The sequence below is a fragment of the Hanamia caeni genome (assembly GCF_003721595.1).
GTDB lineage: Bacteria > Bacteroidota > Bacteroidia > Chitinophagales > Chitinophagaceae > Ginsengibacter > Ginsengibacter caeni.
This window is the reverse complement of record NZ_RJJR01000002.1, coordinates 188,695-210,975: the sequence shown is the minus strand read 5'-3', so window position 1 is coordinate 210,975 and position 22,281 is coordinate 188,695. Positions and strand designations below refer to the sequence as shown.

Sequence of the window (22,281 nt, the reverse complement as noted above, 5' to 3'; positions counted from 1 at the left end):
TTATCTACTCGAAGGAAAATGTTGGCTGCGTAATATCATGATAGAACAGGAACGTCCATTTTTCTTCCTGCCCCTTTTGCCACCATTTCTGCCGTAATTCCATTGAAGCATTTCCATCAAAATCATATTTAGCCTTAAAACGGCTTTTCATTTGTTGCAACTGCGGCGCTACATCGCCGCCATACAAAATAATGGAACCGGCATCATTGATTTTAAATGCCTGGTGATAAGGCGTATGAGCGCCGGTAGCCATATGGGAAATATATTCATCTATCATTCCGTCTCCTTCTATAAGGATTAATTTTTCTCTTTTATCCAGCAAGGCAAAATCATTTACATGGTAAGAAGGCAAACCTTTTTCGAAGGCATATTCCCACTCATTTTTATTAATATAATAAGTAGCGTTTTCAAAACTTATAATTCTTTTATTGGGACGGGCAATTCCTCCTGTATGATCTTTATGAAGATGCGACATAAGAACTTTTGTAACATCATCTGAATTTATTCCGTTTTCAGCAAGATTCTTATGTATTTGCAACTGCCCATCCTGGTCAGCAAAACCCAGGCCGGTGTCTAAAAGTATGATGTCGTTCGAAGTAATTACTACAAAAGGTTGTATTTCTACGAGCAGGCTTCCTTTCTTGCGATCCTGCAGGTTATCTGTCTGCTTATCAAATGGAATAAATTTTTTTGTTTGATCAACCGTAAAAGCGCCTTCGCTCAGCGGAATTATTTTGGGCATATTGTAAAAATAAAATGTTTGAATTGTGCTATCTTAAAACCATTTGCCTGTCTGCGTCCAGCCTGATTAAGATAAAAATTAATATGGTAAAGGTAAGCAATGAAGATCCCCCATAGCTTAGCAGGGGTAATGTGATTCCTATTACAGGGGCAAGGCCAACCGTCATGCAAATATTGATAGAAACGTGAAAGAATATAATGGCAGCAACACTATACGCATACACTCTTGTAAATGTACTTCGCTGTCGTTCTGCAAGAAAAACTATGCGAAGCATAAAAGAAATATATAAAAGCACTACAAGGGCGCTTCCCCAAAATCCAAAGTTTTCGCCTACGGACGTAAAAATAAAATCCGTGTGCTGCTCAGGAACAAAATCTCCCTGGGTTTGCGTTCCTTTCAGGAATCCTTTTCCCCACAACCCTCCTGACCCGATTGCAATCTTCGATTGTTTTACATTATAATTTTCCTTTGCTTTTTCTGTTTTAGTTTCTTTTGCATGCCCATCCTTACTTAAAGAAGAGGTGGAATTGGATGGAACATAATCTACACCAAAGGTATTCATGATTCTTTCTACCTGGTATTGATGCAAAACGTGCTCAAAAATATAAGGAACCGCGAATCTCTGGATGCCTACACATAATACCCAAAGCCCGAGAATAACGCCCAGCACAACCTTGTCGCGTTTAATGGTTCTTCTCAAAAAATAAATAACAATTGCCGCGATAATGGTAAGTATAAGAGCAAGTAAATTTTTCTCCACTAAAATAGTTGCCACTACAAGTATTCCGAATGAAAACCCAACGATAAGATATATGGCGGGAAGCCCTTCGCGGTACATCGGTATGAAAAATGAAAAATACACTAATGCTAAACCGGTTTCATTTTGCAAGAGTGAGAATACAGCCGGCGTTAAAGCAATAGCTGCGGCGATTAGCTGAGATCGGGCATTTTGAAAATTTGTCTCCGGCCGTGATAAATATTTTGAGAGCGCCAGCGCCGTAAAAATCTTACAGGTTTCAACAGGCTGAAGATTAAAAAATCCCAATGGAATCCAGGAGCGTGAACCATTAATATCTTTTCCCAGTACAAATGTGGCCATCATCAAAACGATTCCGAAAGCGTAGCTTAAATTGGCAGTAGCAGTGAAAAATTTACTATCGGTAAGCAGGATGAACGTTGCAACGATTGCAGAGAGGCCAATAAACAGTACCTGGCGTGAATAATTTTTTTTCAACGCTATTAAATCTCCCCATAAATTTCCATTGCCATGATACTCAACAGAAAAAATACAAAGCACGCCGATAGCCACCAGGATGATATAAAGCCAAACGCTCAGCCAGTCAATTCCTTTAGATATTATAGCCTGGTCACGCATTAATTAAATGAAGTTGATATAGTAAACGAATTAATTTTCCTGTTTTTTATTTTGCTTATCGGGCAATATAGCATTTGGTTTATTATCAGAAAAGCCTTGCTTTTTTGCTGGCAGGGAATCCGTTTTTTTCTCATTCGGTTTTACTTTATTCAATTCCTCCATCGCATCTGTGCTGTCTACATCTTCCATACCAGTGGTATCTTTTATAGATTTAATATAGCTTTTAACCAGCATGGCGTTTTTGCTTTTTGCCCTTGCTATAGAATCTCTTTCGCGCATGGCATCTAACATTCGTTTCGGAATCAGGTTTAAGGCCGCTATCCGGTCAATCATCGCTTTTCTGTCGGGCTCAGTAATGGAATCTTTTAAATATTTTTCTATCATGAGGCTGGCTATAGGCGCAGACGAGTTGCTGCCAAATCCGGCATTTTCACATATAACGGCTATGGCTATCTTAGGATTGCTTCTTGGGGCAAAAGCAGCAAAAAAGGCATGGTCTCTTTGTTTTACGCCTTTATAATAATTTTCAACAGTCCCGGTTTTTCCGCAAACAACGATGCCGGGTACTTTAGCGGCGGCCCCTGTGCCTCTTTCCATTACCCCCTGCATGCCATCTGCTACGGCTTCAAAAACTGTATCCGGGATATCGAGCGGATGATGACGTAGTTTGAAGGAATCAAGCATCCGGTATTCATCGCCTCCATCAATTGAATCTATCATGTGTGGCGTAATAAACCATCCGCGGTTGGCAAGGTAAGCCATTTCGTTGGCCACTTGCAGTGGCGTAACATTTACCTCGCCCTGGCCAATGCTTACTGAGCGGAAAGTGCAAAAATTCCAATGCCCTTCACCGTACATCCTGTTGTAAGTTCTGGGTGTAGGGATTATGCCGCTTCTTTCAAATGGCATATCAATACCCAGGCGGTTTCCTAATCCGAATGCATACATGTATTTATCCCATACCCTCAATCCGCTGTCTGCCGATCCAAATTTTGGATTGCTAATACAGCGCTGCATCACATTGGCAAAATAAGTATTGCACGAAACGGTGATGGCTTCTTTCAGATTGAAATTGCCCGGGTCGAGGCAACCCATTGGCCTGCCGCAACCATAAAATGCACCGGTGCATAAAAAGCGTGTAGATGGCGTTATGACCCCTTCCTGCAAGCCCACCAATCCCTGCAATGTTTTAAATGTGGAGCCAGGTGAATAGGTGGCGCTAATAGCCCGGTTATACATAGGCAGCCGGGGATCGAGATATAACTGCGAAAAGTGCTTTCGCCGGTCTGCACCCGTTAGTAAATTCGGCTTGTAAGTAGGACTACTTACCATTGCGAGTACACCGCCTGTCTGTGGATCAATCGCTACTATGGCCCCTACTTTATTTTCCATAAGGTGTTCGCCAAGCATCTGCAATTCAATATCAAGCGCCATGTGCAAATTTTGACCCGGCACTGAAGCGGTATCGTACTTTCCGTTTTCCAGGCGGCTTGTAAGGCGATTCTTATTATCTCTTTTCCAATATTCTATTCCCCGACGGCCCATTAACACTCTTTCATAACTTCTTTCAAGCCCTGTCCACCCGGCATAATCGCCACTTTGATAGCCTTCGCCTTCATGGCGTTTAAGAAAATTAGAATCCACTTCAGACAAATATCCAAGAATATTTCCGGCAGCATCATACGTATAATCCCTTACAGGCCTTTCCTGTAAATAAAATGCCGGCACAAATTTGTAAAGGCTTTCATTTATGCGCGCTATTTTTTCTTCTGAAAGAGAAGTTTCAAAAACGGATGGCCTGTAGCTACGATTTCGGATAATTGCCGTTATAATTCTTTTTCTAAACTCCGCAGTGTCAATATTCAAAATTCTGCAAAGGCCGGCGGTATCCAAATGCATACTGTACAATTTGGACGGCGTTACCATCAAATCATAAATCACCGTATTTCTTAAAATCGCTTTCCCTTTCCTGTCAAACATGATTCCCCTGTTAGGATAAACCACCATCCTGAATCTGCCCTGTTCATTGGCCATTACCGAATACTTTTTATCGACTACCTGCAGGATAAAAAGCCGCAAAATAATGATCAGCCCTACAAAGAGGAACATGGCGATTATAATTTTTTTGCGGGATTGGTTAAACACAGTTTAAGCTCGATTTGAGGGTAACGATGAAGCGATTAAGCGGTTGCAAAAATAAACAGTTCTATATAGTATTTGTCCTAAATTTTTGTTTTCGCGGGAATAGCAACTCAATTAACAATATTAATAACAAACTTATTGCCGTAGAGATTAGAGATTTCAAAAAGAAATACAAATAACCGCCTGTTTGCAAGGCCTGCAAAAAGTAAAGGCACGTGTGATGAATGAAAGTCAGGATAGTAAGGTATGTCAAATAAGGAGTAAAACCCATACTTTGAACAGAAGGTTCGTTGTAATTGCTTTCAGCACCTTCCTGTGATATCAAAAGATTGATAAGAAAAGGCCGTATATAGGCAATCAATACACAGGCGGCAGCATGCATTCCATAAGTATTATTGAAACTATCTACAGCAAGGCCCAATGCAAAAGCCACCAGCATTTGCATTCTTCGGCCCATCTTAAAAGGAAGCCATAATATAAAAAGAAAATAAATATAGGGCGTAGCTATTTCATGCAATGGCGGCACTTTGTCAAGGATAAAAACCTGTACAAGTACAAAAAGACAAAAACGGATAATATTTTTTACTAAGTTGCTCATTTGTTTTTCACCTTATTCAATAATTCCTCAGGTTCTTTTTTTTGCAGATTGCTGATAATATACGCATATTGTAAATTTTCAAAATTGGCTGCGGGAATAATTCTTAAGGTGTAAGTGCTGCTGCTTTTGTCATTAATGATATCCTTTACATATCCGACGGGCAAACCACCGGGAAATTTGTCAGAAAAGCCACTGGTAACAACAGTATCGCCTGAATGGATTTTGGCAAATTTCGAAACGTCCTTCAGGTATAGAATTTCATGGCTTTTTCCGTCAAAACTTATTATACCGGTTTCACCTCCTTTTTTTAACCGCGCACTCAGGTTGCTTTGTTCGTGTAATAAGCTCATCACCACAGAATAATTATCACTCACGTCCACCACAGTTCCTACTACGGCATTGTTTACACCAATTACACCCATATCGGGTTTAATTCCCTGCAGGGCGCCGCGGTGAAGCATAATATAATTGTTAGGACGGTTTACTGAATTGCTTACTACCTTGGCCTGCATATACAAATACTTTCTTGCAATAGAAGTTGAGTCAAGCACCATTGTATCAATGGCGATTTTATTAACGGTATCGGGTATTTCAAAATCCTGGCGAAGCCTGTTGTATAGAGCCTCATTTGCCTTTACCAGCGAATCATTTGTTCTTTTAAGCTGAAAGTAATACTCAATACTGTTGTATTTTTTATTAATACTTCCTGTAATTTCACTGGCGGTTTTTGAATACACAGCATGGTGATAGCTATTATAGCTGAATAGCATATATATTGAAATACCCATCAGGAGCAGGAAGACAATGAATGTAAAATAAATACGGATAAAGAGAAAAATATTTCGCATGTTTTCATCCGGGCTGCATTTAAAAGCACAGCCATTTAGTTGAAGTGTAGGATAATTATTGCTGCAAATTTAATTATCATCTTTTGATACGCCCATGCAAATTTTAAAACTACCGCATCACAAAGGGATACCGGTCATAATGTTTTAGGGCAAGGCCTGTACCGCGTACCACGCTTTTTAGCGGATCGTCGGCGATGTGAACCGGTAATTTAATTTTGGCAGCCAGCCTTTTGTCGAGGCCGCGCAACAGGGCGCCGCCACCAGTTAAATAAAGTCCCCTCCTGTAAATGTCAGAAGCCAGTTCGGGAGGTGTGGTTTCCAGGGCTTTTAAAATTCCTTCTTCAATTTTGAAAATGGATTTATCCAGCGCTTCTGCAATTTCCTGGTAGCTCACCATTATTTGTTTAGGAATCCCGGTCACCAGGTCGCGACCGTTTACAGGCATATCATCGGGAGCATTATCTATATCTTTCATTGCAGCCCCGATCTGAATTTTAATCTGTTCGGCCGTACGTTCACCGATGAGTAAACTATGATATCGCCTTAGGGCTTCCATAATATCTGCGGTAAACTCATCGCCAGCCACCCTGATTGATTGGTCGCAAACGATTCCGGCAAGTGCAATTACCGTAATACCCGTAGTGCCGCCTCCAATGTCTATTATCATATTTCCTACCGGCTCTTCCACGTCGATTCCAATTCCCAAAGCAGCAGCCATAGGCTCGTGCAATAAATAAACTTCTTTAGCTCCGGCCTGCTCTGCGCTATCCCTGACCGCGCGTTTTTCTACTTCAGTAATGCTGCTGGGGATACAAATCATCATACGCCAGCTTGGGGGAAAAAGAGGTTTTTTCTGGTAAATCTTTTTTATCATCTCGCGGATCATAAGCTCTGCAGCATTAAAATCAGCGATAACTCCATCTTTTAAAGGGCGAACAGTACGGATACTTTCATGGGTTTTTTCGTGCATCATCAATGCCTTTTTGCCCACAGCCAAAATGTTTTTTGGATTGTTGCGATCCAATGCTACTATCGAAGGCTCGTTTACAACTACAACATCATTATGAATAATAAGGGTATTCGCAGTTCCTAAATCTATCGCAATCTCCTGTGTGAAAAAATTAAAAAGGCCCATCTTTTAATAAGGTATTGAATATTTATAATGCCTGCAAAGTTGTGGAAATAATTTGGAATTACAACCTAATACTATTGAAGCTTTATATGAACGTAATTAAAATTTGTAAATTGTTTTACTGTGAATTTATTATGTAATAATTGAGGCTGCTTTTCATGCTAACACAGTAAAGAAATAAAAACTCCTGTTTTTTGTTTTCGTGTTTTAGATACTCTTACATAATTTACCTGTTTTAATGGATGTATCCGGTGCATAAAAAAGAGTAAATTTGATGAAAGAATAATCTGATATCCGGAAATATTAAGATTGATTGTTTTTCAAATACAAAAATTAAATATGATGATTACGAAAGAAAAGATAATTGAAAGCATTAAGGCGATGCCCGAAGAAGAATTTGAGGATATAGATATATTACTGGAGCATATTGTATTGCTGGAAAAAATAGAAACAGGTTTAAAAGATATTGAAGATGGGAATACCCATACTAACGAAGAAATGAACCAAATAATTGAATCATGGTTCCAAAAATAGAATGGACAGAACAATCTAAGAATGATCTTTTAAAAATCAAAGAATATATAGCTTCCGATTCACTATTTCAGGCAAAAAGAACCATTCTGCTTATTTACAACTCAGTTCAAAGACTCAAATCTTACCCGGAAATTGGCAAGGCCACCTACACCTCAGATAAATATAAAGTAAGAAGAATATTGGTGAAAAACTATCGCGTAACCTATGTCTTTGATTCCGATGTAATTTTTTATTCTTTCCGTCCAGCATCAGGCCCGAGAATTAGGAACAGATTTTGACTTAACTTTTATTTAATTATTATAATGCTCAACAGAACCCTTACTCCCCCGATTAAAGATGCTATCGATTATACGTTAAAGTTACCAGCGTGTACGAAATTTCTATTGTCGAATGGCGCGCCGGTTTATTATATCAATGATGGCGCTGAAGAAGTGGCCATGATAGATTTTGTTTTCAATGCAGGAAATGTGTATGAACAAAAAACAACCGTGGCTGCAGCAACAAACTATTTGACCAAAAACGGCACAACAGAAAAAAATGCTTTTGAAATCACAGAATATTTCGAGTATTATGGGGCCTATCTTAACCGCCATTGCAATAACGAAACCGCCTCAATTACTTTGCATTGCCTTTCAAGGCATTTAAAAGAATTGCTGCCCGTAATAAGAGAGTTAATTACACGGTCAATTTTTCCTGAAAGCGAGCTTCAAATTTTTAAGCAGAACAGTATACAGCGGCTTTCAGTGAATCTTTTAAAATGTGATTTTGTAGCCGACAGGCTTATTGATAAATTGTTATATGGCGCTAACCATCCTTATGGCAAAGTGAGCGATGCCGAAGATATTGAAGCGGTTCAAAAAGATGAACTCGAAGAATTCTTCAAAAAGTATTACCTGAAATCACACTGCCGCATTTTTGCAGCAGGCAGATTACCAAAGGATTTTGAACAGCTCCTTGACGGCCAGTTCGGTGATTTATCACTGAATGAAGAGATGATAACACCATTGCATACACGAAAACCGGCCACTGAAAAAAAACATTTTGTGAGCAACGATAAAAACGGGGTGCAGGGAGCTATCCGGATCGGACGGCCCTTTCCTGAAAGAAAACACCCCGATTTTAAAAAAGCAGTTGTGCTTAATACTTTGTTTGGTGGTTATTTTGGATCGCGATTGATGGCCAATATCCGCGAGGAGAAAGGCTACACCTACGGGATTCATAGTTTTCTTCAAAACCATATTGCAGATACTTCATGGATTGTGAGCACCGAGGCAGGTGCAAAAGTTAGCGAAGCAGCGATTAAAGAAGTGTACAATGAAATGGAATTGCTGAGAAATGAGCCGGTAAACGATGAAGAGCTTTTGCTGGTAAAAAATTATATGATGGGCATCAACCTGGGATACCTGGATGGACCTTTCCAGGTAATTGCGAGATGGAAAAATCTGATTTTAAATGACCTTGATGAAAACTATTTTTACGAATCCATAGATACGATTAAGCATATTTCAAAGGAAGAGCTGCAGCAGCTTGCCAACAAATACCTGCAGGCAGATGATTTTTATGAATTGCTTGTGATATGAGGGGCATGGAAGGAAAAATGAATAGTTCAAAATTTTTTTCCAGTAAACGAACTTATTTTCCAAAAAATATTTTGCCTGATATCACACAGAGAAAATGAAATTGCTATTTTGACATTGCGCTCAATTGCTTCACTGCTCCTTCACATAAAGCTTTGTTGTAGATTCTGACTTCATCAATTGCGCCATTCCACCAATAAGGATATTGAGTGCTCTCTGCCCTTCCGATAAAAAGATCGTTTGAGTTAGGTGTAAATAAAGCAGTACCATTTACTGTACTTTTTAATTCACCATTTACATAAAACTTTGAAACATTGCCATCATAAGTATAAACAAATGTGAACCATATGTTGGGTTTTATATAATTGTTTTCATCGCTGGCGCTGGCAGTATGGCCATAATCGCCGTAGAAGCCAGTTGCAATTTCTTTTGAAGTGTCGAGGGTGGCATAACAATCAGAGGAGAAATATTGTACTCTAAGGCTATAAACACCCTGGTTTTGGTCTACAGTTCCCTTTTGGAAAATTTGATTAGCGTGGCAGGTTCCTCTGTAAAAATCGTTTAGTCTAACAATACCCATTAAAGTAATACTGCCGTTGGGATTCAGGCTGGAACTATTTGCCACTTTCATATAACTGCTGCTGCCGTTAAATAAATAAGCATTATTTGACCTTCCAAATCTGTCTGTAGTTTTTATAGCGTTATTAAAAATGATGTTATTTTTATTTCCGCTGCTATCATTCAGATTTCCGTTATTAAAGTTATAGTACGCCACAAGACCGTCGCTTAAATTATAACATGCGCAATTAATGCTATCAATGACAGTCAGTGTGTCGGTTATTTTAATGGTATCCCTGGTGTTGAGAGTGATTGTATCTTTCAGATACAATGTATCTTTTTTGATGATCTCTTTTTGGCATGAACTCAAATGAGTTTGTAGAGAGAAAAAAATAGTCGCGCTTAAGAATGCGCCGATTACAGATTGCAAAATTCTCATAAGTAGTTATATGTTTCAATTATTTTTCGAAATCAAAAGTAAATATTTCGAATGGTTTACACAAGTGTCTTATAAAAAAACATAGTTATTTGTTTTGACATAGAATGGCCAATAATTAAATCCATTATTTTTTTTTAACCCATAGATATTCTGCAAAACCAAGAATATCCCAAAAAATATTTCCATTTAGTTCTTCGCCTTTCAAAGAAGAAGAAATAAATCTGAAAGGCATTGCCATCATATACCATGGGTTTCGCCGGGTTCCCATTTTAAGCACCTTGCAATTTTGTGAATCAAAAAGTGAGGCAAGTTCTTTCACCGAATAAAGACGCACATGCGTAGGGTCGTCATGAAAATTTAAAGAGCCCTTCATTGAGGGTAACGATTTACTTTTTACTCCCGGATATTCTATATATAAGTATCCGCCTTTTTTTAATTTCGGCAACAGCGCTTTGATGACTTCATCGCCGTTCCATAAATGTTCAATTACATGCACCATCCAAATACCGTCAAAATAATTTTCGGGGATTGATGAAAATTCAAGTTGCGTAAGATCTAATTCATAAAAGGATTTCATGAGTGAAAAATCTTCTTCACTATTGTTATAATCTTTCTCCATATCCACACCTGAATATTCACACCGGGGAAACACATTTTTTATTTTCGTGGCTGAATGATTTCCTGCCCCAATATCCAACAGGCGAAAGGGTTCGGTATCAAATGACTTTTTTAAAAAAATCATTTTATTATTAAAAGAAGATGCAAATGCTTTTAATTTCATAATGGATCAACGAGGTAAATTTAAATATCGTTTTTTAATTTCCGCCTTTCATAATTAAGATCGGTATATTTTAAAAGCCCTTAATCTCAATCTATTTACTAAAACGCAACGTGATTAATAATATAAAACGGAAATTTACATCATGCAATTCAACAGAAATAATTATTCAGATGAAATATTGACAGAACTTTTCAAAGCCCTCTTATTGCCGCGAATGATTGAGGAGAAAATGCTGTTGCTTCTGCGGCAGGGAAAGGTTTCTAAATGGTTCAGCGGTATCGGCCAGGAAGCGATTTCTGTGGGGGCTACAACGGCGCTTCAGCCTGATGAATGGATAATGCCCCTTCACCGCAATCTTGGCGTATTTACTTCCAGGAAAATCCCTTTGGCAGATTTAATAAAACAATGGCAGGGCTCCGTCCATGGGTTTTCAAAAGGAAGGGAGAGAAGCTTTCATTTTGGTTCCAAAGATTATTTTATCTGTGGAATGATTTCTCATCTCGGCCCTCAGCTTTCTGTGGCCGATGGTGTAGCTCTTGCTTATAAATTAAAGCATGAAAAAAAAGTTTGCCTTGCGTTTATGGGCGAAGGAGGTACCAGTGAAGGCGAATTTCATGAAGCACTGAATGTGGCTTCAGTTTGGGATTTGCCGGTAATTTTTATAATTGAAAATAACGGCTATGCATTGAGCACACCGGTTAGTGAGCAATATCGTTGTGCTAAACTGGTGGACAGGGCCCAGGGTTATGGCATGGAAGGCGTACAAATTGACGGTAATAATATTCTGGCCGTTTATGATACAGTTAAAGGTGTGAGGGATTATTGCATCAATCACCAGCGGCCTTATCTGATAGAATGTATGACTTTTCGCATGCGGGGCCACGAGGAGGCGAGTGGTACAAAATATATTCCGAGAGAATTATTTGAAAAATGGCTCGAAAGAGATCCCATTAAAAATTACGAACGTTATCTGACTGAAGAAAAGATTTTGACTAATGAGCAGGTTGATCAGATAAAAAATGAAATACACGATTATATCAACAACAATCCACTTGAAGGATTTGGCGGTAAATCTCATCATGCTCATTCTATAAGCGAGTCAAACGAAGCGGAAGATATTTATGCGAAAAAAATAATTTCCTTTGAAGAAACCAAACAAGCTTTCCTCGATCAAAGACAAAATTTTCCGGAAGAACAAAATCGTGGCAACCGCTTTATTGACGCTATTAGAGAAGGGTTGCGCCAATCAATGATCGCTCATCCCGGGCTGATTTTGATGGGGCAGGATATTGCAGAATATGGCGGCGCGTTTAAAGTTACAGAAGGATTTTTGCAGGAATTTGGAAAAGAACGTGTACGCAATACGCCATTATGCGAAAGCGCTATTATCGGGGCGTCTCTCGGACTTTCTTTGGAAGGGTATAAAAGTGTGATAGAAATGCAATTCGCCGATTTTGTTTCTGTGGGCTTTAATCAAATTATAAATAATCTTGCCAAAATTCATTACCGGTGGGGCCAAAATGCAGATGTGGTTATCCGGATGCCTACAGGCGCGGGCGTGGGCGCGGGGCCATTTCACAGCCAGAGCAACGAAGCATGGTTTGTACATACGCCCGGTTTAAAAGTAGTGTACCCTTCTTCGCCGGGAGATGCCAAAGGGCTGCTGATTGCTGCGATTAATGACCCTAATCCTGTTCTTTTTTTTGAACACAAAGCATTGTACAGGAGCCTCAGTGCCGATTTCAGCGAAGATTATTTTGAGATAGAAATCGGGAAGGCAAAACAAATTCGTGTGGGCACTGACGTTAGTATCATCACTTATGGCATGGGCGTTATTTGGGCAACTGAATATGCGGATACGCATTCTGAAATCTCAATAGATATTCTCGACCTGAGAACCTTGCTGCCATTGGATTATAAAGCGATACGAAATTCGGTAAACAACACCGGAAAAGTTTTGGTGCTGCATGAAGACACGCTGACCGGCGGCATTGGCGGAGAAATTGCGGCCTGGATTGCACAAAATTGTTTTGAATTTTTAGATGCACCGGTGATGCGCTGCGCATCGCTTGATACGCCCGTTCCTTTCAACGCAGATTTAGAGAAAAACTTTCTGGCAAAATCGCGATTGGATGAGATGATGCAGAAATTAATTCATTATTAATGCCGACACTTTACATTTTAGCAGGACCTAATGGAGCGGGGAAAACAACCGCTTCCAAAATTTTACTACCGGAAATTTTTCATTGTGATTTTTTTCTGAATGCAGATGAAATTGCAGTACAATTAAATCCTTCAAACGTTGAAGCAGTCGCAATGCAGGCAGGAAGAATCATGCTTCAACAGATTGAATCGAATATCTCTTTAAGGCAAACGTTTTGTATTGAAACAACGCTGGCAACGAAAAGTTATTTGAATCTTATCAAAAGAGCGCAACTTATAAATTACGAAGTGGTTTTGTTGTTCTTTTATTTGCCATCGGCAGAGATGGCAAAGGAAAGAGTAGCATTGCGTGTCAGCGAAGGTGGGCACAATATTCCAACAGAAATTGTTGAAAGAAGATATAACATGGGTTTACAAAATTTAAAAAAGCTTATTACGGTTGTTGACCGTTGGTATATTTTCAATAACTCAAAATCGCCTGCTGAAAAGGTTGCAGAGGGTGAATTTAATAAGCAAATTAAAATTATTAACTTTGAAATATGGGAAAGGTTAAAAATAATTTGGAATTTTCTTTAATAGCTCAAAAAGAATCCAGGGCTATTGAAAAGGGACTCAGAAAAGTGTCTCAAAAACTAATTGAAGAAGAAAAAGCCCGCAACGGCTATCTCGTAATCTCTGATAAAAAGGGTAACATTAAAAAAGTGCCTGCAAAAGATTTATAAATAAAAGATCCCTACCTACATCCAAACTTTCCAGTAAAGACATAAATAATCAAATTTTGTTTTTTTTTATTTTCCTGCATATTTTGCTGTGGTTTTTTTCTTCACTTTAGCATAGCACCCATCCCATCACTCCAATCTTATTTATTTTGCAATAATTAATCTTCAATTTTATCTTTACCCGCTATTTTCATTGTTTAAAAAATAAAAGATGCGTTTGAAAATTTTTTTTGTGCCTGCCATTTTTCTTTTATGCAATATAAATGCATCGGCACAAAAAAATCCTGTTTCCATTTATAATCCACAGGCATTATTTGCCCAAAATTTTTTTACTAAAAACGGCAATGAATTCCGCTCCGCAAACGGAGCCCCCGGCCCCAAATATTGGCAAAACCGCGCTGATTATAATCTTCAAGCCACCATAGACACAGTGGAAAATATTTTGTCTTGCAAGGAAACGATTACGTACACAAATAACAGCCCCGATGCTTTGTCTTCTCTCTGGCTGCAACTGGATCAAAATACATATAGGAAACAGGCACGCTCCAATTTTTATTCTAACCGCAGCAGTGGCGCTCACACGGATGGTTACCAATTTGAAACTATTTCTATTGAATCTGGCGGCAATACAATCAAGGCAAACTATATTATTAATGATACAAGATTGCAAATCAGATTGCCGAAGGATTTACCATCCAATGAAAAACTAAAAATTCACATCAGTTATAATTACTCTATTCCCGGCAGATTTGGTGGCCGCAATGATTTCTTTTCCACAAAAAATGGAAAAATTTATGAAATAGCGCAATGGTATCCGCGCATGTGCGTGTATGATGATTTGGAAGGATGGAGCACGTTGCCGTTTTTGGGCAGCGGTGAATTTTATTGCGAGTATGGTGATTTTGATTACACCGTTACCCTTCCTGCCGGAATGATTGTGGCCGGCAGCGGCGAATTGCAAAATGAAAAAGAAGTTCTTACGCCGGTCCAGATTGAAAGATTAAATGCCGCAAGAAAAAGTGATAAAACGCTAATGATTCGTACGGAAGAAGAAGTAAATAATACCGCCGGAAAAAAATTAAATCAGAAACCGGTAAGCTGGCATTTTAAAATGAACAACACGCGCGACGTGGCTTTTGGGGCTTCTGCCGCTTATATGTGGGATGCGGCAAGAGTCAATTTGCCCGAAGGCAAAAAGGCTTTGGCCATGTCGGTTTATCCAGTAGAAAGCGCGGGAGAAGATGCATGGGGAAGAGCTACAGAATATTTGAAAAAATCCATAGAATATTTTTCTGAGAAATGGTTCGTGTATCCATACCCGGTAGCCGTAAACGAAGCTGGAATTGCGGGAGGAATGGAATATCCAGGAATTGTTTTCGACGGCATCAATGACAAGGGTGAAGAATTGTATTGGGTAACGGCGCACGAGATTGGGCACAACTGGTTCCCGATGATTGTCGGCAGCGACGAGCGCCGCTATGCTTTTATGGATGAGGGTTTCAATACGTTTATAGATGTGTATGCTTCGGATAATTTCAATAACGGGGAATATGCGCCAAAGCGGGATGGTGAATATGCGCCCGGCAAGGGTAATCCCGCGGATGAAATAATTCCATGGCTGAAAGATTCTGCGGCGCCCACCATGATGGCGCGCGCTGATCAATTTGCGGAAAAATATCGGCATCCGATTGAATATTTTAAACCTGCGTTTGGCCTCGTTTTATTGCGCGAAGTAATTTTAGGTCATGACAGGTTTGATTATGCCTTTAAAAAATACATCGAACGCTGGGCTTACAAACATCCGTCGCCGGATGATTTTTTCAGGACAATGAATAATGAAGCGGGAGAAGATCTTTCATGGTTTTGGAAAGGATGGTTTTACAACAACTGGCAATTGGATTTGGCAGTGCAATCCGTTACTTATCCCCAACCGGAATCTAAAACGGACGTGGCGATAACGATTGTTAATTTGCAGAAAATGGCGATGCCCTGCATAGTGGAAATAGTTTTGAAAGAAGGCAGCAAACAGGATATTGAATTGCCGGTTGAAACCTGGTTGCAAAGCGATACTCATACACTTCGTTTGCAGTTGCCCAGAGAAGTGGCATCCGTCACCATTGACCCGCAACATGTGTTACCTGACAGCAACAGGAAAAATAACATTTGGGTATCTAACAATAACAATCCGTAAATCCTATCGCTTACTAAGTTTTATAATCACAAAATAAAAAAATCTGCTATTTGTCGTTTTACTGTTGTGGCTTTTGTTTAAAAGGTTTAAGCTATATTTTTGCCACTTGTGTAACCGAATAAAACCCAAACTAAAGGATGAGTTTGAAACATACCATTACTTTTTTACTGATAGTATTTCACCTATCAGCATTGTCTCAAAAACCTTCGGCTTCGGTATATGGAAAAATTTTGAACAGCAATGGCAAGCCCGCCCAATCAGTAACGGTGGCGCTTCAAAAATTAAATAAGTTCACTTACACTGATAATAGCGGATACTTTATTTTATCCGGGTTGCAGCCTGGGTTTGATTCTTTAATTATCTCTTCCACAGAATATCTTGCCTTAAAATTACCTGTTCAAATTCATGAAGGGAGTTCTCTTGATATGGGCATCATTTCTCTGCAGTTAAACGTGCCTGAACTTCAAACTGTAGAAATTAAAGGCCGCACCTTGCACTCCTACAAAAGCAATTATTCTTTTTTTGTAAATAAAACGCAAACGGCCGCTATTGACATCCCGCAATCTGTTTCATCTATCACTAAAGAATTGATTGCTGATAAAATGGCTTTCAATGTAAAAGATGTAATCAGCGGCGTGGCCGGCGTTAATCAATATTCAGGATATGATGAATACACCATCCGGGGCTTCAGGGCCGAAAATGCCAGGGATATCAATGGCTTGCGCGGATATAACACCACCTATACCAATTCGATACTGGTAAATATCGAAAGGGTGGAAATCATTAAAGGGCCTACTTCTACCTTATACGGAAATGGCGATCCCGGAGGCACCATTAATTTAGTGACTAAAAAACCACTGAGTCAAAAAGAATCTGAAATAAATATTTCGGGCGGCTCATGGAATCATTTCAGGATCACCGGCGATAATACCGGGCCCATCAACAAAAGCAAAACACTTCTTTATCGCATTAATGCCGGCTATGACGATTCAAAATCGTTTCGTGATATTTTTTATTCAAAGGCTTACCAGGTAGCTCCGTCATTATCTTTCATTCCAAACGACAGGCTTTCGCTCAATCTTGATTTTTCACTTTCGAACACTTATACGATTCTTGACAGGGGACAGCCTGGAATGCGGGATAGCGACCATCTTTTGGCCACGCCTGTAAAACTTACTGTAAGCCAACCCGGAGATTATTTGCATGAGACAGACCTCGCTACTATCGCCTCTTTTTCTTATAAAATAAATAATCGACTGAGCTATAACGTGGGCTACCTGAATTATATAACGCAGCAAAATGTGGCCGACCACGGCCTTCATGATTATATTACCAATGATTCAACCGGCCTCTATTTTACAAAATGGAAATACCATACAGTTACCAACACCATTTCCAATTATTTATCCTACCAGTTCAAAACAGCCGGGCTGAATCATCAGGTAGTGGCTGGTTATGATTACATACAGAGCAACATTAATTTGGATCAAAAGTATTATGAGCAGCCCCATGAGTTTGGAGAAGAAAGTGGCATAGTCGGTACTTTCAGTTTACTAAATCCTGGTTATATGAAACGGCCTGTAAATAACTACCGGGTTTCAGATTTTGATTCAGACGCAACAGAAGTTGATGGCGATGTGTATCACACACAAGGAATTTATTTGCAGAATGAAATCAGCTTTAACAGGTGGAAACTATTGATAGGCCTTCGCGAGGAATTTTACAAAGGCCGGGGCGAAGATGAAGACGATGAAATTAACCAGCAGGTTTTCCTTCCCCGGATAGGCCTTGTGTACGCAGTGAAAGAAAATTTGAGCGCCTATGCCACATATAACAAAGGCTTTGATCCATTTGAAGCCTCAGGCAGCACCCAGGAGTTTGATGAGCCCATTAAACCTCAGGTTAGCAAACTTTTTGAAACAGGCATGAAAGCTGATTTTTTCTCCGGCAAATTGGCTGCCTCTCTTTCAGTGTACCAGCTATCTGTTGAAAATGTTGCTGTAAATGCGAATGATATTGGCAATCCTGATCTTTTTGTGCAGGAAGGAAAAGTAAGATCCAGAGGCGTAGAATTAGAGGCAAATGGCAATATTACTCCATCTCTGAGCGCAAGTTTTGCGTATGCTTTCTGTGACGCAAAAATCATAGAAAGCAAAACTCCTTCGCAAATAGGACAGCGATTAGAAAATTCACCCCGCAACTCAGGAAGTGCTCATGTAAAATATGAATTCAAAAAAGGCGTGATAAAAGGCCTGGCAATTTCCGCGGGATATTTACTGGAAAGTAAAAAAACTACATTGGATCCTTCTGTGTCTTTACCGGGATACATAATTTTTAACGGAGGTGTACAATATACTTTTCAAAAATTTAGCCTGGCATTAAGGGTTGAAAACTTTTTCAATAAAACTTACTGGATGGCTGCCTATAATAATGTAAGTAAATGGCCGGGCGAGCCCAGAAATTTCATGGTCAGTTTGCGCTATAAATTCTAAAGGGGTATTTGACTTTTTTATCAGAAATTAAAGCATGGCTGCATTAAAAAAGTCATGCTTTTTTGCCTTATCTACAATTCAAAAAAAGAATAAGTTTGTAAAATAAAATAATTATATATGAAATACATTTTTACAATATTTGTTGCTTTACTGTCCTGTGCTTTTGCTTTTGCACAAGCGCCGATGCCCACTACCGCGGAATATAACGGCCAAAAATATCCGAGCTACATTATGCAATACAATCTTCCTCCGGATGAAACAAAAGATGTAATTGTGAATAAGTTAAAATCGGAAGGGTATAGCGCAAGTAAATCAAAAGGCTATTTGGTATATAGGAATACCCGGTTAAAAGATTTAAACGCTGATGAGCCGCAGGATGTTTTATTTAAAATTGAACGCAAAAGCCGCAAAGAAAAAGATAAAAGTATTGTGACAATGATAGCCACAAAAGCCGGGGCCATTCCGGAAGACAAGGTAAAAGGCGCTAAGTCCGTAGCGGCTATTGAGCCCTCTGCCAATAGCGTAGCTTTTATGAACAGTTTCCAGGGCAATATTAATTTATCTGCTTATAATCTTGCAATCACGAAACAACAGGATGAAGTGGATAAGGCGGAAAAAAAATTAAAAAGCCTGCAGCAAGATCAATCAAAAATGGAGAAGAAGATAAAAAGCCTGCAGGATGACCTGGCCAAAAATAAAAATGACCAGGAAAAGCAAACAGAGGAAATAGCGAAGCAGAAATCCATTCTCGATCAAAAACGAGCTGCAAAGCCCACTGAATAACATTGATGCTAAACAGGAAATTCACTTATTTGTTCATTCACTATTAGAAAATTTTTTCTAAACAGCTATCAGCCTGATTTTTATTTCAACGATTTTTTATTACCATCTTTTTAAACCGCAAAGTCAAAAACGTGGCCGAAAAGGTAAGGCCTGCTATAAAACCTGTCCAGATGCCGGCTGCGCCCATATTAAAATAAAAAGCCAGAAGACAGCCCACCGGGATGCCAATAGCCCAGTAAGCAATCGCAATAAAAAAAGTGGGCACCTTTACATCTTTTATTCCTCTCAATAATCCCGCGCTGATGGCCTGCGTGCTGTCAGAAATCTGGAACAAGGCTGCAAATACCAGCAAGTAAGAAGCCATTGAAATTACTGCAGCATCGTCATTAAAAAATAGCGGAAGCTGTTTTCTTAATACAATAAAAATCAACGCGCAAAATGTGCCATAAATCAACGCCATCACAAGTGTGCTTTTTCCGATAGATTGGATAAGTGGCCAGTCTTTTCTTCCAAACGAGTTGCTGGTGCGGATACTTCCGGCCTGCGAAAGGCCGATGGATACCATAAAGGTGAGTGAGGCGCAGCTTAGTGCTATTTGATGGGCGGCCTGTGGTATAGCACCTATGGTTCCTATCAAAATACCCGAAACTGCAAAGGCTCCGGCTTCCATAGAAATCTGTAAGCTGCTTGGCACCCCAATATGAAGCAATTCTTTAATGGTTTGCCATTTCAATTTCCATGCTATGCTTCTGATAGCAATATATTTTCTGAAGGTGGTATGGTGCAATACAATTACCGCCAGAAAAATAAAAATCAATACCCTGGTAATTAAGGTGGCCCATCCGGCACCGGTAAGTTCCAGCCGTGGCATACCCCAGTTTCCATAAATCAACAGCCAGTTCAAAAATACATTTAAAGGAAGTGCTGCGAGAGATAAGTTCATGGCGGTTCTGGTATGTTCCAAACCATCGGTAAATTGTTTGAGCGCCAGGAACAGCAACATCGGAATAACCGACCATCCCATTATTTGCAAATAGGGCAAAGCCAGTTGCGCCACTGCAGGGTCCTGGTCAAGGTGAAACAGAATATTGTGGCTGAGTTCAATTCCTAAAGAAATGGCAACCGCTGAAACAGCGCACAGCCAAAAACCATTGTACAGGTAATGGCTTACCAGCTTGCCATCCCTTCTGCCATGCGCCATTGAAACCATTTGCGAAACAGAAATGGTAATTCCTATTCCAAACACAAACGGGATATTAATTACGCTCATCACCAGCGCGGCTGCCGCAAGCTGCTTATAATTTACAGCACCTACCATTGCCGTATCGATAATGCCCAGCATCATCTGCGACACTTCTCCGAGGATGATAGGGCCCGCAAGCTTTAATGTTCTTTTTGCCTGGTGTGACGGCATTATTTTAAATTTTAAAAAAAGTTGGTGAAGGTAAGAAGATTTAATGCCGGAAGCAATAACGCCGTTGTTACAGGAAAACGGTTATAAGCCTTTCTGAAAAACATTACCTTTATTTATCTTTCATTTTAAAATCATAAAAAATCCATGTTGCAAACTCCTGAAGAAAATTTTTTAAAAACCGGAGAGAAGTTGCCCCCGGCCCCCAAGCCGGCCGGTGTTTACAAGCCAATGCTGCAGGTAGATAATTTAATTTATGTTTCGGGGCATGGGCCTGTTTTGGAAGAAGGTGTTTTGATAAAAGGCAAAGTAGGTTTTGATATAAACGCAGAAGCAGCAAAGGTGGCCGCGAAACAAACCGGGCTTACCATTTTATCTACCTTAAAATCTAATCTTGGGAGTTTAAATCGAATTAAGAGAGTGATCAAAGTTTTTGGAATGGTAAACTGTACTTTAAATTTTGAACAACATCCTTTTGTTATCAACGGTTGCAGCGAATTGTTTGCAGAAGTATGGGGACCGGAAAACGGTGTGGGTGCGAGGAGCGCTGTAGGCATGGGCTCGTTGCCTGGAAATATTTCCGTGGAAATAGAAGCCATTTTCGAACTTGCCGATGATACAGATGAAGTGGTAATTTCAAAATCCGTTACTGAAATTGAAATAGAAAATGCCTGACAAAAAATGGTATGTGCTTAATAATCCCGATGAAATCGATTCTCCTGCATTATTAATTTACAAAGAACGCGTTGCCAGTAACATCAGGACAATGGTTCAGATTGTTGGCGATCCCAAAAGGCTGGCGCCTCATGTGAAAACACATAAGATTGCAGAGATTGTAAAAATGCAATTGGATGCTGGCATTACCAAGTTTAAATGTGCTACAATCGCTGAAGCGGAAATGCTTTCAGAGGCCGGCGCCAAAAATATTTTGCTGGCTTATCAACTAAATTTCGCAAAGGCAAAGCGTTTTATTTCCCTCATAAAAAATTATCCGGAAATAGATTTTTCTTCGTTAGTGGACAACCTGGATTCTGCAAAAATGCTAAACGATTTATTTCAAAAGGAAAACCTCAAAGCCAATATATTTATTGACGTAAATGATGGTATGAATAGGACCGGCATTACAGCGGGTGAACAATTAATCGATTTGTTCAAAAAAATTCAGCAAATGCCGAATGTTATTTTTCATGGATTACATGTGTACGATGGCCATATCCGGGATGCAGATTTTGAAACAAGAAAGCAAAATTGCCAAAAGGAGTTTGAAAAATTAAATGCAGTAAAAGAGCAAATAAAGCAGGTTTCTAATTTGCCGGAGGTGAAAATTATTGCAGGAGGAACACCGACATTTACCGTTCACGCATTAAACAAAAATGTCGATTGCAGCCCCGGAACGTGTTTGTTGTGGGATTATGGATATGACCAGTTATTAGCTGAGCAACCATTCGAATTTGCAGCAGTTTTGTTCACAAGAATTATTTCAAAACCTGCACCGGGATTGATTACTACCGACCTTGGACATAAATCAGTAGCCGCAGAAAATCCAATTGACAAAAGAATTTTTTTTATGAACCTTAAAAATTACGAAGTCAAATCACAAAGCGAAGAACACCTCGTAATTAAAGTGAAAGATTGGGAAAACTGGAATGTAGGCGATGCATTGTACGGTGTTCCGTATCATATTTGTCCGACGGTGGCTTTGTATGATGAAGCTGTAATTGTGGAAAATGGAAATGTAATTGATAATTGGAATGTGGTGGCGAGGAGGAAGAGAATTACATTTTAGACACCGTCAA

At 39.5% G+C, this 22,281-nt stretch carries 20 protein-coding genes; 11 read left to right on the top strand and 9 right to left on the bottom strand.

Going from position 1 to position 22,281, the window contains the following annotated elements; genetic code table 11:
- Positions 1-4 precede the first annotated feature (4 nt).
- From EFY79_RS04065 to EFY79_RS04040, 6 genes are all read right to left on the bottom strand, one after another.
- Complete coding sequence (locus EFY79_RS04065) at positions 5-742, bottom strand: MBL fold metallo-hydrolase (protein ID WP_123119409.1); 738 nt, start codon at positions 740-742, stop codon at positions 5-7.
- Between the two features lie 28 nt (positions 743-770).
- A complete protein-coding gene (rodA, locus tag EFY79_RS04060) occupies positions 771-2,117 on the bottom strand; it encodes a rod shape-determining protein RodA (RefSeq protein WP_123119408.1) in 1,347 nt (448 codons plus the stop codon).
- 30 nt (positions 2,118-2,147) lie between these two features.
- Positions 2,148-4,262, bottom strand: a complete 2,115-nt coding sequence (gene mrdA / locus EFY79_RS04055; protein WP_262683583.1) for a penicillin-binding protein 2 — start codon at positions 4,260-4,262, stop codon at positions 2,148-2,150.
- A gap of 61 nt (positions 4,263-4,323) precedes the next feature.
- Positions 4,324-4,857 carry a rod shape-determining protein MreD gene (gene mreD, locus EFY79_RS04050; protein ID WP_123119406.1) on the bottom strand — a complete coding sequence of 178 codons (534 nt, stop codon included), beginning with the start codon at positions 4,855-4,857 and terminating at the stop codon, positions 4,324-4,326.
- Positions 4,854-5,705, bottom strand: a complete 852-nt coding sequence (mreC, locus tag EFY79_RS04045; protein ID WP_123119405.1) for a rod shape-determining protein MreC — start codon at positions 5,703-5,705, stop codon at positions 4,854-4,856. Before mreC ends, mreD begins: the two co-directional genes overlap by 4 nt.
- Positions 5,706-5,814: 109 nt before the next feature.
- Positions 5,815-6,840, bottom strand: a complete 1,026-nt coding sequence (locus EFY79_RS04040; protein ID WP_123119404.1) for a rod shape-determining protein — start codon at positions 6,838-6,840, stop codon at positions 5,815-5,817.
- 336 nt (positions 6,841-7,176) lie between these two features.
- Between EFY79_RS04040 and EFY79_RS04035 the strand changes: the two genes are divergently transcribed.
- Genes EFY79_RS04035 through EFY79_RS04025 form a run of 3 tightly spaced genes read left to right on the top strand, consistent with a single transcriptional unit; the run spans position 7,177 to position 8,951 of the window.
- Positions 7,177-7,371 (top strand): hypothetical protein, encoded by a 195-nt coding sequence (locus EFY79_RS04035; protein ID WP_148041846.1) that lies wholly within the window; start codon positions 7,177-7,179, stop codon positions 7,369-7,371.
- A complete protein-coding gene (locus EFY79_RS04030; protein WP_123119402.1) occupies positions 7,356-7,649 on the top strand; it encodes a type II toxin-antitoxin system RelE/ParE family toxin in 294 nt (97 codons plus the stop codon). Before EFY79_RS04035 ends, EFY79_RS04030 begins: the two co-directional genes overlap by 16 nt.
- Before the next feature lie 24 nt (positions 7,650-7,673).
- On the top strand, positions 7,674-8,951 hold the full coding sequence (locus tag EFY79_RS04025) for a M16 family metallopeptidase (RefSeq protein ID WP_123119401.1): 1,278 nt from the start codon (positions 7,674-7,676) through the stop codon (positions 8,949-8,951).
- Between the two features lie 103 nt (positions 8,952-9,054).
- Here the strand turns inward: EFY79_RS04025 and EFY79_RS04020 are convergent, their stop codons facing one another.
- Both EFY79_RS04020 and EFY79_RS04015 read right to left on the bottom strand, forming a co-directional pair.
- Positions 9,055-9,945: a LamG domain-containing protein gene (locus tag EFY79_RS04020; RefSeq protein ID WP_123119400.1), complete on the bottom strand. Its 891-nt coding sequence runs from the start codon at positions 9,943-9,945 to the stop codon at positions 9,055-9,057.
- Positions 9,946-10,069: 124 nt separating this feature from the next.
- Positions 10,070-10,726, bottom strand: coding sequence for a class I SAM-dependent methyltransferase (locus EFY79_RS04015; RefSeq protein WP_123119399.1), 657 nt, complete (start codon positions 10,724-10,726; stop codon positions 10,070-10,072).
- 142 nt (positions 10,727-10,868) lie between these two features.
- Here EFY79_RS04015 and EFY79_RS04010 point away from each other — a divergent pair, with 142 nt between their 5' ends.
- The 6 genes from EFY79_RS04010 (at position 10,869) to EFY79_RS03985 (ending at position 19,074) form a co-directional block, all read left to right on the top strand.
- A complete protein-coding gene (locus EFY79_RS04010; RefSeq protein WP_123119398.1) occupies positions 10,869-12,890 on the top strand; it encodes an alpha-ketoacid dehydrogenase subunit alpha/beta in 2,022 nt (673 codons plus the stop codon).
- Positions 12,890-13,465: a zeta toxin family protein gene (locus EFY79_RS04005; protein WP_123119397.1), complete on the top strand. Its 576-nt coding sequence runs from the start codon at positions 12,890-12,892 to the stop codon at positions 13,463-13,465. Before EFY79_RS04010 ends, EFY79_RS04005 begins: the two co-directional genes overlap by 1 nt.
- Positions 13,450-13,611, top strand: a complete 162-nt coding sequence (locus EFY79_RS04000; RefSeq protein WP_158605142.1) for a hypothetical protein — start codon at positions 13,450-13,452, stop codon at positions 13,609-13,611. Before EFY79_RS04005 ends, EFY79_RS04000 begins: the two co-directional genes overlap by 16 nt.
- Before the next feature lie 208 nt (positions 13,612-13,819).
- Positions 13,820-15,799 carry a M1 family metallopeptidase gene (locus tag EFY79_RS03995; RefSeq protein ID WP_123119395.1) on the top strand — a complete coding sequence of 660 codons (1,980 nt, stop codon included), beginning with the start codon at positions 13,820-13,822 and terminating at the stop codon, positions 15,797-15,799.
- A 137-nt stretch (positions 15,800-15,936) separates the two neighbouring features.
- Positions 15,937-18,291: a TonB-dependent siderophore receptor gene (locus tag EFY79_RS03990; protein ID WP_123119394.1), complete on the top strand. Its 2,355-nt coding sequence runs from the start codon at positions 15,937-15,939 to the stop codon at positions 18,289-18,291.
- Between the two features lie 117 nt (positions 18,292-18,408).
- The gene (locus tag EFY79_RS03985) at positions 18,409-19,074 is read left to right on the top strand and encodes a coiled-coil domain-containing protein (RefSeq protein ID WP_123119393.1); all 666 of its coding nucleotides are present in this window, start codon (positions 18,409-18,411) and stop codon (positions 19,072-19,074) included.
- A gap of 85 nt (positions 19,075-19,159) precedes the next feature.
- Here EFY79_RS03985 and EFY79_RS03980 read toward each other — a convergent pair whose 3' ends face one another.
- On the bottom strand, positions 19,160-20,488 hold the full coding sequence (locus EFY79_RS03980) for an MATE family efflux transporter (RefSeq protein WP_123119392.1): 1,329 nt from the start codon (positions 20,486-20,488) through the stop codon (positions 19,160-19,162).
- A 144-nt stretch (positions 20,489-20,632) separates the two neighbouring features.
- Between EFY79_RS03980 and EFY79_RS03975 the strand changes: the two genes are divergently transcribed.
- On the top strand, positions 20,633-21,160 hold the full coding sequence (locus EFY79_RS03975) for a RidA family protein (RefSeq protein WP_123119391.1): 528 nt from the start codon (positions 20,633-20,635) through the stop codon (positions 21,158-21,160).
- Positions 21,153-22,271 (top strand): D-TA family PLP-dependent enzyme, encoded by a 1,119-nt coding sequence (locus EFY79_RS03970; RefSeq protein WP_123119390.1) that lies wholly within the window; start codon positions 21,153-21,155, stop codon positions 22,269-22,271. Before EFY79_RS03975 ends, EFY79_RS03970 begins: the two co-directional genes overlap by 8 nt.
- The last annotated feature ends 10 nt before the right edge of the window (positions 22,272-22,281 follow it).